The organism is Chryseobacterium sp., from assembly GCF_008831505.1.
In the GTDB taxonomy this organism is placed as follows: Bacteria; Bacteroidota; Bacteroidia; order Flavobacteriales; family Weeksellaceae; genus Marnyiella.
This window is the reverse complement of the sequence record NZ_CP044507.1, coordinates 1,311,318-1,327,046: the sequence shown is the minus strand read 5'-3', so window position 1 is coordinate 1,327,046 and position 15,729 is coordinate 1,311,318. Positions and strand designations below refer to the sequence as shown.

The 15,729-nt window shown below is 42.8% G+C and carries 19 protein-coding genes; 16 read left to right on the top strand and 3 right to left on the bottom strand.

The annotated features are described in order from the left end of the window. Positions 1-21 precede the first annotated feature (21 nt). From F7R58_RS06265 to F7R58_RS06250, 4 genes are all read left to right on the top strand, one after another. Positions 22-528 (top strand): outer membrane beta-barrel protein, encoded by a 507-nt coding sequence (locus F7R58_RS06265; RefSeq protein ID WP_187695274.1) that lies wholly within the window; start codon positions 22-24, stop codon positions 526-528. 127 nt (positions 529-655) lie between these two features. Next, a complete protein-coding gene (locus tag F7R58_RS06260) occupies positions 656-1,228 on the top strand; it encodes a DUF3575 domain-containing protein (RefSeq protein WP_158064079.1) in 573 nt (190 codons plus the stop codon). A gap of 207 nt (positions 1,229-1,435) precedes the next feature. Beyond that, complete coding sequence (locus tag F7R58_RS06255) at positions 1,436-2,047, top strand: outer membrane beta-barrel protein (RefSeq protein ID WP_187695273.1); 612 nt, start codon at positions 1,436-1,438, stop codon at positions 2,045-2,047. A gap of 146 nt (positions 2,048-2,193) precedes the next feature. Continuing rightward, complete coding sequence (locus tag F7R58_RS06250; protein WP_158064077.1) at positions 2,194-2,868, top strand: porin family protein; 675 nt, start codon at positions 2,194-2,196, stop codon at positions 2,866-2,868. A gap of 82 nt (positions 2,869-2,950) precedes the next feature. Here the strand turns inward: F7R58_RS06250 and ffh are convergent, their stop codons facing one another. Beyond that, complete coding sequence (ffh, locus tag F7R58_RS06245) at positions 2,951-4,318, bottom strand: signal recognition particle protein (protein ID WP_158064076.1); 1,368 nt, start codon at positions 4,316-4,318, stop codon at positions 2,951-2,953. Positions 4,319-4,415: 97 nt separating this feature from the next. Between ffh and F7R58_RS06240 the strand changes: the two genes are divergently transcribed. From F7R58_RS06240 to crcB, 12 genes are all read left to right on the top strand, one after another. Beyond that, positions 4,416-4,697 (top strand): AtpZ/AtpI family protein, encoded by a 282-nt coding sequence (locus F7R58_RS06240; RefSeq protein ID WP_158064075.1) that lies wholly within the window; start codon positions 4,416-4,418, stop codon positions 4,695-4,697. Further along, on the top strand, positions 4,681-5,079 hold the full coding sequence (locus F7R58_RS06235; RefSeq protein WP_158064074.1) for a hypothetical protein: 399 nt from the start codon (positions 4,681-4,683) through the stop codon (positions 5,077-5,079). Before F7R58_RS06240 ends, F7R58_RS06235 begins: the two co-directional genes overlap by 17 nt. Before the next feature lie 62 nt (positions 5,080-5,141). After that, on the top strand, positions 5,142-6,248 hold the full coding sequence (gene atpB, locus F7R58_RS06230; protein ID WP_229723860.1) for a F0F1 ATP synthase subunit A: 1,107 nt from the start codon (positions 5,142-5,144) through the stop codon (positions 6,246-6,248). 111 nt (positions 6,249-6,359) lie between these two features. Beyond that, on the top strand, positions 6,360-6,554 hold the full coding sequence (atpE, locus tag F7R58_RS06225) for an ATP synthase F0 subunit C (protein ID WP_012782425.1): 195 nt from the start codon (positions 6,360-6,362) through the stop codon (positions 6,552-6,554). 100 nt (positions 6,555-6,654) lie between these two features. Next, on the top strand, positions 6,655-7,152 hold the full coding sequence (gene atpF / locus F7R58_RS06220; protein WP_158064073.1) for a F0F1 ATP synthase subunit B: 498 nt from the start codon (positions 6,655-6,657) through the stop codon (positions 7,150-7,152). Between the two features lies 1 nt (position 7,153). Continuing rightward, complete coding sequence (gene atpH, locus F7R58_RS06215; protein WP_158064072.1) at positions 7,154-7,693, top strand: ATP synthase F1 subunit delta; 540 nt, start codon at positions 7,154-7,156, stop codon at positions 7,691-7,693. 18 nt (positions 7,694-7,711) lie between these two features. Then, on the top strand, positions 7,712-9,289 hold the full coding sequence (gene atpA / locus F7R58_RS06210; RefSeq protein WP_158064071.1) for a F0F1 ATP synthase subunit alpha: 1,578 nt from the start codon (positions 7,712-7,714) through the stop codon (positions 9,287-9,289). Between the two features lie 70 nt (positions 9,290-9,359). Then, positions 9,360-10,217, top strand: coding sequence for an ATP synthase F1 subunit gamma (gene atpG, locus F7R58_RS06205; protein ID WP_158064070.1), 858 nt, complete (start codon positions 9,360-9,362; stop codon positions 10,215-10,217). A gap of 170 nt (positions 10,218-10,387) precedes the next feature. Next, positions 10,388-11,746 carry a hemolysin family protein gene (locus tag F7R58_RS06200; RefSeq protein WP_158064069.1) on the top strand — a complete coding sequence of 453 codons (1,359 nt, stop codon included), beginning with the start codon at positions 10,388-10,390 and terminating at the stop codon, positions 11,744-11,746. Positions 11,747-11,757: 11 nt separating this feature from the next. Continuing rightward, positions 11,758-12,066 (top strand): ATP-dependent Clp protease adaptor ClpS, encoded by a 309-nt coding sequence (locus F7R58_RS06195; RefSeq protein WP_158064068.1) that lies wholly within the window; start codon positions 11,758-11,760, stop codon positions 12,064-12,066. Between the two features lie 107 nt (positions 12,067-12,173). Continuing rightward, positions 12,174-13,115, top strand: coding sequence for a thioredoxin-disulfide reductase (gene trxB / locus F7R58_RS06190; protein WP_158064067.1), 942 nt, complete (start codon positions 12,174-12,176; stop codon positions 13,113-13,115). A gap of 23 nt (positions 13,116-13,138) precedes the next feature. Continuing rightward, complete coding sequence (gene crcB, locus F7R58_RS06185; protein WP_317132570.1) at positions 13,139-13,504, top strand: fluoride efflux transporter CrcB; 366 nt, start codon at positions 13,139-13,141, stop codon at positions 13,502-13,504. Between the two features lie 12 nt (positions 13,505-13,516). Here crcB and F7R58_RS06180 read toward each other — a convergent pair whose 3' ends face one another. Beyond that, the gene (locus tag F7R58_RS06180; RefSeq protein WP_158064066.1) at positions 13,517-13,846 is read right to left on the bottom strand and encodes a DUF962 domain-containing protein; all 330 of its coding nucleotides are present in this window, start codon (positions 13,844-13,846) and stop codon (positions 13,517-13,519) included. Positions 13,847-13,889: 43 nt separating this feature from the next. After that, a complete protein-coding gene (locus F7R58_RS06175) occupies positions 13,890-15,575 on the bottom strand; it encodes an APC family permease (protein WP_158064065.1) in 1,686 nt (561 codons plus the stop codon). Between the last annotated feature and the right edge of the window lie 154 nt (positions 15,576-15,729).

The following is a 15,729-nucleotide window of genomic DNA, read 5'->3' as shown; positions in this document are numbered from 1 at the left end:
CAATAATAAACAATGGATAAAATGAAAAAGCTATTATTATGCGCTGTTGTCGCGGTTTCGGCATCAGCTTTTGGGCAAAGAGCTCAAAAAGGGGATTTACAGGTGAATGCAGGGATCGCATTTCCACACCGCTATGCGGACAATGTAGGGCTTTATGCAGGACTGGATTATGGGATTCATAACGATATTACTTTGGGTATGGAAGCTCGGTTTGGCGCCAAGGATTATGGTTACGGTGTAGACGGCCGCTGGTTCGGATTAGGTTTCAACGGGAACTACCACTTTAACCGGATTATGCAGATACCTAATAATTTTGATTTCTATGCAGGTGCAACAATTGGATTTAACACCTTCGACTATAATCATCCGAATGACAAGGATTGGAGAGAACCTTACCGTTCCGAAGCCGGAGTGTCGGCGCAGGTTGGTGGCCGGTACTTCTTCAACAATAACTTTGGTCTCAACGCCGAGGCTAATGTAGGTAATGTGTTTAACGGGGGAAAATTCGGTATCACTTATAAATTCTGATAATTTAACACCACTAATAAGACCATCCTGCTCAGGGTGGTTTTTTTTTTTTTTAATTTTTCTAAAAAACAGTTGATATATCAATAATAGTTATAAATTTACCGCCGTTAAAAACAAACTAAAAAACATGAAAAAATTATTATTTTTGGGTGCAATAGCACTTTGTGGTGCGGTAAGCGCTCAGGAAAATTCTATTAAGGCTAACCCTGCTGCACTTTTGGGTGGTTCTGACCTTGTAACTTATGAAAGAAAACTTTCTGACAACATTACCGGTGTTATCGGAGCCGGAATCGGTGGTTTTAAACTGGGTGGCTACAAGTACGAAAGTTTAGGTGGTGGTCTTCAGGGACGTTACTATTTTGATGAGGCCCTAACCGGATGGTACGGTGCTGTAGTAGGCGATTATATCACAGGTAAAGTGGAAATGAATTCAGCCGGTTTCGGATTTACCATGGAGGGAATGGAAATGGACGACAGCATGAATTCAGACACAGATTTCTCTGCATTTGGTGGTGGTCTTCGCGCCGGGTACCAGTGGGTATTCGATTCCGGATTCACTCTGGATCTTAACGGAGGTGCTTCCTATAAGTTTTACGATTATAAGAACGATACTACGGTAGATGGGGACAACAGCACTTCAGGTCTTAAAGGAAACGGAATCCTTCCGTCCGGATCTGTAGGTTTGGGATATACTTTCTAAGCTGATCTACCAGCAAAACAAATTAAACCTGCTTCCACGGAAGTGGGTTTCTTTTTTTCGTTCCCTTATAAGAAGCGCGTGCGGATAATAATACATTTTTGCATACGGCGCCAAATGTGTGCACTGATATTTATCATATGCCCCGAGAGCGCACGGATGCGCAGTATTACTTAGTTTTGCAACCGTTTTTAATAATAAATGAAGAACATGAAAAAGGTATTATTAGTAGGTGCAGTAGCACTTTTCGGAGCTGTAAACGCTCAGATGGAAACTTCTGTTGAAGGTTTTGTAAAAGGTGACACATTCATCACCGGTGCAATTGGTTACACATCTGCCAAGCAGAACAATTTCGAAGAGAGCGCTTTCACTGTAGCTCCAAGTGTAGGTTATTTCGTAAGCCCTAACATTGCTGTAGGTGCAAGAGTGGGTTACACTAACGGAAAAACTGAAGACACTTTTGCTTCTGTTACAGTTAACGAGGAAGTAGAAACAGCTAATGCAGGTCTTTTCGGTAGATATTATACAACTCCTGCGTCAAGATTCTCTCTTTTTGGCGAACTTAACGTAAACTATTCCGCTGCAAAATACACGGAGAACAACGGAGTTACTTCTATGGCTGCAAAGTACAACGGTTTCAATTTCGGTATCGCTCCTGGTGTTAACTATTTCATCAACAAAAACTTCGCTCTTGAAGCTGCTGTAGGTGTACTTAGCTACTCTACTATGAAAGAAGATGTAGCTGGTGCTGAGGCTGTAGATACGTTCAACTTCGGTCTTAACTTCACTGATGTAACATTAGGATTGGTTTACAAATTCTAATCTGTAATATTTTCAAAAAAGGAATCCCGGGTCATCTGATCCGGGATTTTTGTTATCCCCCGTATTTATGGAAACAAAAATTTCAGTACCGCAAATTGTGGGTGAAACATGTTTTGAACTATATTTGCGCACTTAAAAAAATAATCATGAAAAAAGTATTTTTAGCAGCTGCCCTGGCATTATTCGCGGCAACTGATGCACAGACACGTTTTGGCCTGAAAGCAGGTTATTCCAATTCTGTTCTGAACTCTTCTGACGAAGCACAGCTGGAAGGTATCGGCATGGACAAGAAAGGGAAATCCGGATTTTATGCAGGTGCATTTGGTGAATATCAGCTTACTGAAAAGTTTGCACTTCAGGGTGAACTTCAATATGCGAAATTGGGTGGCAACTATAGCGGAAGTTTTGCGCAGGATGGAATGAGTTTTACAATGGATATGGGTTTCAATTTAGACCAGATCATTGTTCCTGTATCTGCAAAATACTACGTAATTCCTGCTCTGGGTCTTACTGCAGGACCATATGCAGCTTTTACTGTGGGCAATAATGTAACCGTAGACGCAAACAGTCCAAACCTTACGGCAGAAGAGAATTCAATGTTGAACTCACTTTTGGCCCAGTACGAAAATGAACTTACTAACGAATTTGACAGAAGCCTGGAAAAAACAAACTTCGGAATTCATATAGGTGCAGAGTATACCGTTTACCGTTCTCTTTTCCTAGAGGCCAGATATAACATTGGTTTGTCCAATTTGGAGAAAGATACCGATACCGAAACAAAAATGAATTTCTTTCAGGTAGGACTGGGCTGGAAATTTTAACCTCGTATTACCTATCTAATATTTTATAACTAAGGCTGCTCGTTTGAGCAGCCTTTATTTTCTTATATGTAAAAACAGGTTTTTACCTTCCGAACAGGTTACCGCCCATTCCCGGCATCTTCGGCATTCCTTTGCTCATCATTTCCATCATCTGCTTGCCCTGTGGCCCCTGCATCATCTTCATCATCTTGCCCATCTGCTCAAACTGCTTCATAAGAGCGTTTACATCTTCAATCTTTCTTCCCGCACCTTTGGCGATCCTGTTTTTCCTTTGGGTGTTTATAATAGATGGTCTCCTTCTTTCCTCAGGCGTCATGGAGTGAATGATGGCTTCAATATGCTTGAAGGCGTCATCATTGATATCAACATCCTTGATGGCTTTTCCAACCCCGGGAATCATGCCCATAAGGTCCTTCATATTACCCATTTTCTTGATCTGACTGATCTGCTGAAGGAAATCATCAAAGCCAAACTCATTCTTGGCGATTTTCTTATGCAGCTTTTTGGCTTCTTCCTCGTCAAACTGTTCCTGCGCTCTTTCCACCAGGGAAACAACGTCACCCATGCCCAGGATACGGTCGGCCATCCTTTCGGGATAAAACAGGTCCAGCGCCTCCATCTTCTCACCTGTGGAAATGAATTTAATTGGTTTTTCAACTACAGAACGTATCGTAAGAGCTGCACCACCACGTGTATCTCCATCCAGTTTGGTAAGAACAACACCGTCAAAGTTCAGGGCCTCGTTAAAGGTCCTGGCCGTATTCACGGCATCCTGACCGGTCATGGAGTCTACCACGAATAGCGTTTCGTTGGGCTTGATAAAATAGTGAACAGACTTAATCTCGTTCATCATCTGCTCATCAATAGCCAGACGGCCGGCGGTATCCACAATTACTACATCATGGTTGTTTTCCTTAGCAAATTTGATTGCGTTTTCCGCAATGGAAGAGGGGTTTACAGATCCTTCTTCAGTATATACAGGCACCTGAATCTGCCCGCCCAGAACTTTCAGCTGCTCAATAGCTGCAGGTCTGTATACGTCGCATGCAACCAATAAAGGTTTTTTGCTTTTCTTTTGTTTCAGGTAATGTGCCAGTTTTCCGGAGAAGGTCGTTTTCCCGGAACCCTGCAAACCGGCAATAAGAATGACACTTGGCTTACCGGACAGGTTAATTCCTGCGTGCGTGCTTCCCATAAGCTCCACCAATTCATCATGTACGATCTTGGTCATGAGCTGTCCCGGCGTAAGCGAAGTAAGGACATTCTGGCCCAAAGCCTTGTCCTGCACACGTTTGGTTAGATCCTTGGCAACTTTAAAGTTAACATCGGCATCAACAAGTGCTCTCCGGATCTCCTTTACGGTTTCGGCTACATTAATCTCTGTAATCTTACCGCGCCCGGAAATGTTGTGAAGTGCTTTGTCTAATTTATCCTGTAAACTGTTGAACATTGTTATTTATTTAAGATGCGCAAAAATACAGAAATTTGATGATATTTAAAATTGAAATTCCCCGCCCGGTCAATAATCAGTACTTTTGCAAAAATTTATGATGAACTCCGAAGATCCGGACCTGCATAAGAAGGAAATCAGCGGTGGTAAACACCTGCTGAATACAGGTTTCCGTCAGTACGGTATCTATTCCGGTATCGTTTTCCAGATGCTCGCTACCATGGGAATCGGTTTTTGGGGCGGTAAAAAGATCAATGACTGGCTGGAGGTAAGCAGCAATCTGCTGACCGTTGGAATCGGGTTGGCTGCTATGGCACTTGCACTGTATAATCTAATAACTCAGCTTAACAAAATTCAGAAAAATGAAAATAAACAGTAATACGCTTTACATTGTACTGTATTTCCTGATGTTCACCGTCCATTTTGGCGTTTTTCAGTGGCTGCAAAAAGGGCATGAAGCCATCTTTATCCGCTATTATATGTTCCTGACACTGCTTTTTGTTATGGTGATCACCGTACTGAGCATCATGAAAAGGATGTATCCGACATATATCGGATTTGGATTCCTGGGCATGGTAATGGTGAAGATGACTGGGCTTTTTCTGGTGATGAATCAGCTGGATCTCAGTTCGGTACCCAATTATAAACTCCACTTTGCGGCTCCCTACCTGTTGACACTTGTCCTCGAAACTTTGTATGCGGTAAAACTCATAAAAGATGTAGATCACGGAGCAAGTTCAAAAGATGAAAAAAATCAGTAGTCTGCTTTTTTGTATTCTGATTATTTATCCTATTTTTGCACAACTTTAAAAAGATATATGTAATGCTTAAAAGAGTTATCCTTTTAGTTGGTTTTTTATCTGTATTTTCCCTTTCGCCGGCACAGCATGATGCTGCAGCCATGGAGGCGCACCCAACAACTGAAGTAGTAGGTGAAGTGTCAGCCGCAGAACAGGAAAAGATAGAAAATCAGGAGTTTATTCAACATCACGTAAAGGATGCTCACAGCTTCGATATCATGGTTACCAAAGACGGCCGTCATATTGGTTTTCCGTTACCGGTAATTTTCTACGATCAGGACAACGGACTTCATGCCATGATGAGTTCTGCCTTTCATCACGGCGAAACTGTAGTTGAGAGTAAGGGAAGCCATTACAAGCTGTACCACGGTAAAATTTATAAGACGGACGCTGCGGGAACAATAACTTATGACGATCACGGTCACGCAACCAACGCCAAGATGCTGGATCTTTCCATTACCAAAAGTGTTCTGGCCATAATTTTCGTTTCTCTGCTGATGATTTTGCTGTTTACATCAATAGCGCGTGGGTACAAAAACTCTTTGGTTCCTACAGGTGCAGCGCGCCTTTTTGAGCCTGTGATTGTATTCATCAGAGATGATATAGCCAAGCCTAACATCGGATCCAAGTATAAGAAGTATATGCCTTATCTGCTGACGGTATTCTTCTTTATCCTTTTCCTGAATATCTTAGGTTTGATGCCTTTCGGTATCAACGTTACGGGTAACCTTGCTATTACTGCGGCCCTGGCTATCATCACCTTCCTTCTTACACAGTTTACAGCCAACAGAAATTACTGGCAGCACATTTTCTGGATGCCGGGACTGCCATGGCCTATGAAGATCGTTATTATGCCGATTGAAGTGATCGGAATGTTCATTAAACCGTTCGCACTGCTTATCCGTCTCTTCGCAAATATGACTGCGGGTCACATTGTAGTAATGTCGCTTATTGCTATGATCTATGTGTTCAAGAACATCATCGGAGGTATCGCATTTCCTTTCCTTACATTTGTACTTTATCTGCTGGAAATCCTGGTAGCTTTCCTTCAGGCATATATCTTCGCAATGCTTTCTGCAGTATACTTCGGAATGGCAAATGAGGAGCACCACCATGAGGAAGCTCACTAATTAAGAGTAAAGGAAAAAGTAAAAAGTAAAAAGTAAAATGGGCTTACCGCTAATAGCTAAAAGCTCGAAGCAGTTTTAAAATCAAGAAACTAATTTTTTAAATTATATATTATGGAAATCCCTAAGTTAGTAGGAGCAGGTTTAGTAGTAATTGGAGCAGGTCTTGGTATCGGTAAAATCGGTGCTGCTGCTTTGGAAGGTATGGCTCGTCAGCCAGAGCAGGCAGGTAAACTGCAAACTGCGATGCTTATTGCTGCTGCACTTGTAGAAGGTCTTGCATTTGCTGCATTGTTCGCAGTAAACTAAGAAATCTCAATTCACTTGCCGGGAACGGTTGGTTACGGCAAGTGAATTTTTTTTAAAAAATTAGAAAAAGAATTAAGAACAATATTTTATTATAACTCGTATGGGATTATTAGAAGACTTTTCATCAGGTTTATTTATCATTCAGTCGGTGATCTTTTTAATTGTGCTTTTGGTACTTCGCAAGTTTGCCTGGAAGCCCATTATGGACGCTGTGAATGAAAGAGAAGTTACTATTGTAGATTCTCTGAACCAGGCTAAACTGGCAAAAGAGGAAGTTCAGAACCTTAAAGCTGAAAACGAAATGATCATCCGCGAAGCTAAAATTGAGCGTGATAACATCCTGAAAGAAGCCAGAGAAATAAAGGAGAGAATCGTTGCTGAGGCTAAGGATATCGCTAAAACTGAAGGTGACAAGATGATTGAGCAGGCACGTCAGTCTATCCAGGCTGAAAAAGCAGCTGCGATGTCGGATATCAAGAACCAGATTGCTGTTCTTTCTGTTAATATCGCTGAATCGATCCTGCAGGATAAACTAAGCACAGAAGGTGCACACAATGCTCTTGTTGAAAATTACCTGAACAAATCTAACCTGAACTAAGATGCTTACAAGTAAAGTAGCAAAACGTTACGCACAGGGACTGCTCAATTTTACGCAGGAAGCCGGCACCACGGATTCTGTATACGCGGAAATGGGCGACCTTGCCAAGACTGTTGCCGGATCCAGGGAACTACAGAACTTTTTCGCTTCTCCGGTTATTGAAGGCAAAAAGAAAATCAGCATTGCATTGGAGATCTTCAAGGATTTTTCTCCTGTAACCCAAAGCCTTCTTCAGCTGATCATCAAGCAGGGACGTGAGCAGCATGTGCAAAGTATCGCTCAGGAATTCATTAACAAAGTTGATGAAATAAACGGTGTACAGCGTGTTACGCTTACTACAGCGGTTCAGCTTTCCGAAGAGAATATCAGCAAGGTACTTAAATCGTCCTCACTGCTAAATCACGACAATAAGTTTGAAATCAGCACAGTGATCGATCCTTCACTTTTGGGTGGATATATCCTTCGGGTTGGTGATCAGCAGATTGATGCATCCGTAAGGTCCAAGCTGGGCAAACTCAGAAAAGAATTTCAATTAAATTAAGACAAAAACAACCATAAAATGGCAGAAATAAATCCGGCAGAAGTATCAGCGATACTGAAGCAGCAGTTAGCAAATTTCAACACACAGAGTAATGTGGAAGAAGTGGGTACCGTACTTCAGATTGGTGACGGTATCGCCCGTGTATACGGTTTGGAAAATGTGCAGTATGGAGAATTGGTTAAATTTTCTTCAGGGCTGGAGGGTATCGTACTGAACCTGGAAGAAGATAATGTTGGTGTTGCACTTCTTGGTGAATCCAAGATGGTAAAGGAAGGTGATACTGTAAACCGTACCAACCGTATCTCATCTATTAAAGTAGGTGACGGTATGTTGGGCAGGGTAGTAGACACTCTGGGTAACCCAATTGACGGTAAAGGACCTATTGCCGGTGACCTTTATGAAATGCCTTTGGAAAGAAAAGCACCTGGTGTAATCTTCAGACAGCCTGTAAATGAGCCTCTGCAGACAGGTATTGTTGCGATTGACTCCATGATTCCAATCGGAAGAGGTCAGCGTGAACTTATTATTGGTGACCGTCAGACGGGTAAGACTACTGTTGCGATTGACACCATTTTGAACCAGAAAGAATTTTACGACGCAGGTGAGCCTGTTTACTGTATTTACGTTGCCGTTGGTCAGAAAGGTTCTACCGTAGCGCAGATCGTAAAAACATTGGAAGATAAAGGAGCTATGGCTTATACAGTGATTGTTGCTGCCAACGCATCCGACCCAACTCCAATGCAGGTATATGCCCCTATGGCCGGAGCATCTATCGGCGAGTTCTTCCGTGATACCGGAAGACCTGCACTTATCATTTATGATGACCTGTCCAAGCAGGCGGTTGCTTACCGTGAGCTTTCCCTTCTTCTTAGAAGACCACCGGGCCGTGAAGCATATCCTGGAGACGTTTTCTACCTTCACTCCAGACTTCTGGAAAGAGCTGCGAAAGTAATCAAGGATGACACTATCGCTGCGCAGATGAACGACCTTCCGGAATCCCTGAAGCCTATGGTGAAAGGTGGCGGTTCGCTTACTGCACTTCCGATTATTGAAACTCAGGCAGGTGACGTTTCTGCGTATATCCCAACCAACGTAATTTCCATTACTGACGGACAGATCTTCCTTGAAACCGACCTTTTCAACTCCGGTGTACGTCCTGCAATTAACGTAGGTATCTCTGTATCAAGGGTTGGTGGTAACGCTCAGATCAAGTCCATGAAGAAGGTTTCCGGTACGCTTAAGCTGGACCAGGCGCAGTACAAGGAACTGGAAGCGTTCGCTAAGTTCGGTTCCGACCTGGATGCGGCTACGATGAGTGTAATTTCCAAAGGTGAAAGAAACGTAGAGATCCTTAAGCAACCTGTAAATTCACCGCTTCCTGTAGAAAATCAGGTAGCAATGGTATACGCCGGAACAGAAAACCTGCTGAGAAGTGTGCCTGCAGACAAAGTAAAAGCGTTCATGAAGGAATACACAGATTTCCTAAGAACCAAGCATCCTGAAACAATGGCAGCTATTAAAGCCGGTAAGATTGACGGTTCGGTTACAGACGTGCTGAAAAGTGCTGCTGCTGACCTTGTAGGAAAGTATAATTAATATTCAAAGTGCCTGATCTGCAGTTATTACAACTGCAGGTAAGGATTCTTAAAATTGAGTTTATAAAAGAATGGCAAACTTAAAGGAAATACGCGGCCGGATTACTTCAATCGGTTCTACGATGCAGATTACCAGCGCAATGAAAATGGTTGCTGCTGCTAAGCTTAAGAAAGCTCAGGACGCTATTGTAATGCTGAGACCTTATTCCGAGAAGCTTACTGAGCTTATTGAGAATGTAAGTGCAGGCACTGAGCTGGAAGAAGTATCTACCTTCACAGCTGAGCGCGAAGTAAAGAGAGTACTTTATATTGTGGTGACTTCCAACAGAGGTCTTGCAGGAGCATTCAACTCGTCCGTAACCAAGGAACTGAATGTACTGCTTGGAAATGTGGATCATGAAGTGGAAATCCTTACAGTAGGTAAAAAAGCGTTCGACGCAGTTCGCAGAAGCCGCACCGTATACGGAAACCACAGTTCTGTTTATGATCAGTTAAGTTTCGATGTTGTAGCCAGTTTTACCGAGCAGGTAATGAAGGACTATTCCGAAGGCAAATTTGATAAAGTATTTGTTATCTATAATAAATTCATCAATGCAGCAACTCAGGAGGTGCGTACCGAGCAGGTTTTACCTATTGCTTTGCCGGAGAAAAGTTCAGATGTAAACACTGATTATATCTTTGAACCAAGCGCAAGAGAAATTCTGGAAGGTCTTATTCCTAAGTCCATCAAAACTCAGGTTTATAAAGCCATCCTTGATTCTGTCGCAGCTGAACATGGTGCACGTATGACAGCCATGCACAAAGCTACAGACAACGCGCAGGCGCTTAAGAATGATTTGGTGATTACCTATAACAAAGCCCGTCAGGCTGCAATTACCAACGAAATCCTTGAGATTGTATCGGGTGCCGAGGCACTGAATGCTAAATAGCAAATCAAATCAAATATACAATAACCGCTTCATCACTGAGGCGGTTTTTGTTTTTTTAAGCTACAGCAGGTGAATGCAGAGCCCAGCCCGTCTTAATGCTTTGACATAGTTTTCACAGTTTAAATTTGTAAATTTTACCTACCTTTGCAGGTATAACTTTATTTTTCTAAATGGATTCGGACATAATCAAGCTGCTCCTGGCTTTGTTCTTAGTATTATTGAATGGCTTTTTTGTAGCAGCAGAATTCTCAATTGTTAAAGTTCGTTACTCACAGATCCAACTTAAAGCTGCCGAGGGTAACTCCATGGCAAAACAGGCTGAATTCATCATAAAACGTCTGGATGAATATCTCTCTGCAACACAACTCGGAATTACCCTTGCCTCACTTGCCTTAGGTTGGGTGGGCGAGAGCGCTATGCATCACATTATTGAAAAAATGTTCCTCTATTTTGAGGTTGCGGCCGATCAAACTACCATAACTACGGTATCCCTGGTTATCAGCTTCCTTATTATTACCGTGATGCACATTGTCTTTGGTGAACTCATCCCGAAATCGATAGCCATCCGCAAAGCCGAAGCGACTACCATGGCGATTGCCGTGCCGCTTCGTGTGTTCTACACCGTTTTCAAACCATTTATCTGGACCATGAATCAGATGTCCAATGCGGTCCTGCGGTTAATGAAAATCCATCCTGCTTCCGAACATGAAATCCATTCTACGGAGGAACTTCAACTGTTGGTGAAACAGTCGGCTGATTCCGGTGAGATTCAGGAGGAGAACTATGAGATTATCAAGAATGCTTTTGACTTTACGGATCATTCGGCAAAGCAGATCATGGTTCCTCGTCAGAATATTCTTTCAATTGATATTGAAGATCCTATTGACGAGGTCATTAACCAGATTATGGACAGTGGCTATTCAAGAATACCTGTCTATAAAGACTCCATAGATAATGTGATCGGTATTTTCTATACAAAGGAAATCATCCGGGAATATGTGAGGAGTAAAGGTGCTATTACACACCAGGATCTGGAGCGTTTGATGCGCGAAGCTTTTTTTGTGGTTGGCAGCAAGAAGATCTCTGACCTGATGAAGATTTTTCAGCAGAAAAAGCAGCATTTAGCTGTAGTAATTGATGAATTTGGAGGCACAGAAGGTATTATCACTCTGGAAGATATTCTTGAAGAACTTGTAGGCGAAATTCAGGATGAAGAAGACGATGAGGAAAAAGTAGTGGACCAGGTGGGCGAAAACACCTACTGGGTACAGGCTACCCAACCACTGGACGAAATTAATGAATTCCTTCCGAAGAAGTTTCCGCTTTCCGAAGAGGGTGAATTTAATACGCTGGCCGGATATATACTGCATGAACTGGAGGATATTCCGGAGGAAAATCAGGAGTTTGAGATGAACAGCTATCACTTCAAAATATTGAAGATGAATAATAAAAGTGTGGAGATGGTGGAACTGGTATACGATGAAAAAAATGTACTGGATGAACTTTCTGAAGAATTTAGCGAATTATAAACGCAAAAATCATGTTGAAGACCATACAACCCCCGTTAAACTATGAAAACCCGCAGCGCCAGTACGACGAAGATGTGTTACTGCTGGAAAAGGAAGACGAAGTAAATAAACTTATCCTCTGGAATGATGATTTCAATACTTTTGATTTCGTAATAGAGTCCCTGATTACTGTATGTAAACATACTGCGGAACAAGCTCAGCAATGTACCATTCTTGTACATTACAAAGGCAAATGTACTGTAAAAACCGGCTCCATGGATTTGCTTAAACCCATGCATGAACAGCTTACTGCGCGTGGTCTGACAAGCGAGATCGTCTGAAAGATCATAACGTCACTATCGACAGAACAGATCGGTTTTGCCTCATTCTTCATCAGATTTTGTCGAATTTTGAATTCTCAATATATAACTAAACCTAAAGAGCAATAATGGAACAGAATATTTTAGACTGTGTAATCATCGGATCAGGACCTTCAGGCTTTACAGCTGCAATCTATGCCGCACGTGCCGACCTGAAGCCCGAGCTTTTTACCGGTCTGGAGCCGGGCGGACAGCTTACCACCACAACCGAGGTCGATAACTTCCCGGGATATGCGGACGGTGTTACGGGTCCGCAGATGATGATGGATTTGCAGAAGCAGGCTGAGAGGTTTGATACTAAGGTTCATTATGAACTGATTACAAAGGTTGAATTTGCAACGCAGGTTGGGGGTGTTCATAAACTATGGGCCGGCAACCGGGAAATCTGGGCAAAAACGGTGATCATCTCTACGGGAGCCACTGCTAAATATCTGGGACTGGACGATGAGAAAAAATACGCCGGCGGCGGCGTTTCGGCATGTGCCACCTGCGACGGATTTTTTTACAAAGGGAAAGATGTAATAGTGGTGGGCGCCGGAGACACGGCAGCTGAGGAAGCCACTTATCTTGCAAAACTTACCAATAAAGTTACCATGCTGGTACGAAAGGATACCTTCCGTGCTTCTAAGGCAATGGTGCACCGTGTGGAAAACACACCTAATATCGAAGTGAAATTCAACCATGAACTGATTGGCATAGAAGGTGAGAATTCACTTGTCGAAAGAGCTGTGGTCATTAACAATATCACTCAGGAAACTTCAAAAATTGATGTTCACGGCATCTTTATAGCCATTGGTCACAAACCGAATACGGACATTTTCTCCGGACAGATCACTCTGGACGAAAACGGTTATATCAAAACGGTTCCAGGTTCCACACATACCAATCTGCCAGGTGTTTTTGCGGCAGGCGATGTTCAGGACCACATTTATAGACAGGCAATCACAGCGGCCGGCAGCGGCTGTATGGCGGCAATGGATGCCGAAAAGTATCTCGCAGAATTACATTAGCAGCTAACACATAGGACAGGATTATGATGAAATATCTCCTGATCATATTTTTAGGCGGAGGAGCAGGCAGCGTACTCCGCTTTCTTATTTCAAAAAGTACGCAGTCGCTCTGGAATTTGGGCGGTTTTCCGCTGGGAACCTTTACGGTAAACATGCTGGGATGCCTGCTTATTGGAATTTTCTCATCCACAATTATAAAAGAGCACAATGAGCTCAGATTATTGCTTATCGCCGGTTTTTGCGGAGGCTTTACTACCTTTTCAGCATTTTCCTTAGAAAACCTGGCACTGTGGCAGAATCAGAACTATTTAATGCTTACACTTTACACAACAGCCAGCATCCTGTTGGGAATGGTGGCTGTTTGGTTGGGATCGCATTTTCAGCTTTAAAACTATGCGGATTTATCTGATAATATTTTTATTTTTCGGGCGGAACTTCTCTTTTCCGCTGATGAGCTCAAAAAATAATTGAAAATCACTGATCAGCGTCCTTATGGGTGCTGAAATTCCTGTGGGTTTATTCTGCTCAAAAACATGCCCGAATGCCGGTAGGCCCAGCAGGGTGAGTGGCAAATACCATAGGAACCTTTCCTGTCCGGAGTATATAATGTATATGAGTATCCAAAAGGTGAAAAATATACCCAAAAAATGAAATACCCGGGTCATTGGTTTCTGATGTTGACTCAGATAGTATTCATAAAACTCACCGTATGTCATCTTCTGCTTTTCCATAATATTAGTTCTTTAGATGCAGGAGATACCGGCGGTGAAATTATCAGTTCAGATCACCATTCAGGTCACGCTGCAGTTTGCTGTTTTTCATGCCGTACATGAAGTAAATAATAAGTCCCACTGCAAACCAAAGACCAAACCAGAACCAGTTATTGTGCGTCATTCCTGTCAGTAGATATAAACAGCACGTAAGTCCAAGTAAGGGAAACAGGCTTAGGTTACGGGTAAACGAAAAATATACCAGGACAAAGTTGATAATAAGATAAATAGTTACCGAAATCCGGAATTCACCTTCCACAGGGTCACTCCATTTCAGCAAATTGGCGAAGAAATCCGGTTGCCAGTAATAGAACCCCGCCAGACTTACAAGAAAGAGAACAGGAAAAATATATTTCGAATTCACATAGGGCATGTGGAAACGACCCTGTAATTTTTCTTTTCGGGGCATGAGCAAGATTCCGCCGTTTACCAAAACGAAGGCGAATATCGTTCCTATACTTGTGAAATCCAGGATAAACGACTTATCCGTAAAAAGGATGGGCAGTCCCACAGCGATTCCGGTAATTATGGTGGCGAAACCGGGTGTTCTGTATTTTTCGTGGATGCTGGAGAACTTCTTCGGCAGCAGGCCATCGCGGCTCATGGCATACCAGATCCTGGGCTGACCCATCTGGAATACCAGAAGTACAGATGTAATGGCAATGATAGCGGTCACGGAAACAATATACTCCATCCACGGCAGGTTTCCGTTTTCCGGAGAGAAAATAAAGGACAGTGGGTCGCCTACACCTTCAAATTTGCGGTAATCTACAAAGCCTGTTAGGATTAAAGTTAGTGCAATATAAATCAGTGTGCTTACTACCAGTGAGATAATCATCCCGCGGGGCAAATTCTTTTGCGGATTTTTGGTTTCTTCAGAAAGCACACTCAATGCATCAAAGCCGATATAGGCAAAGAAAACGCCGGACACGGCAGCCATTACACCTGAAAAACCGTTAGGCATAAAGCTGCTGGTACCATTTTCACCCACGGGTGTCCAGTTATCGGAATCAATATAAAAAACGCCTACGCAGATAATAAGGATGATAACCGCAATCTTCAGAATGACCAGCATATTGTTGAAGTTCTTGCTTTCTTTCACGCCGATGTAAACCAGAGCGGTAATACAGATATTGATAAGAATTGCCGGAATATCTACGATGAATTTCCAGCCGGCCACCATAGGAGCGCTGACCCAGGCATTAATCAGATTCTTATTCTCGGAACCGTTTTCAAAAGCTTTCCTGGCTTCCGGATAACTGGTAGAAAGGTAATCGGGCACGATGAATCCGAGCCTTTCCAGAAATCCTGTAAAATAATCACTCCACGAGAAAGCAACGTATATATTTCCGAAAGAATATTCCATAATAAGCGCCCAGCCAATGATCCAGGCCATCAGTTCACCAAAACTGGCGTAAGCATAGGTATAGGCCGAGCCTGCTACGGGAATCCTGCTGGCGAATTCGGCATAGGAAAGTGCTGTAAAGCCGCAGGCAATTCCACAGATCACGTAGAGCGAAATTACTCCCGGACCACCACGAAAGATGGCCTCTCCCAGGCTGCTGAAACTGCCCGCGCCGATGATGGCCGCAAGCCCGAAAAATACAATATCCCAAACACCCAGCACACGGTTCAGACCTGTGGAATGATCGGCTTCGTTGTAGTGTTTTCTCCTGAAAAGTTGGTTCATAAGTTTATTTGATGAAAACAAATGTAATGAAATAACAGAAAAACCGCTTGCGGGAAGCGGTTTTTATTATAGCGAAATGATATTTAATAAATTAATTTTGAAGTAACTGTCTGATTTTTGATTTTCGGATCTTAATACTGCGTGTTAGAAAAAA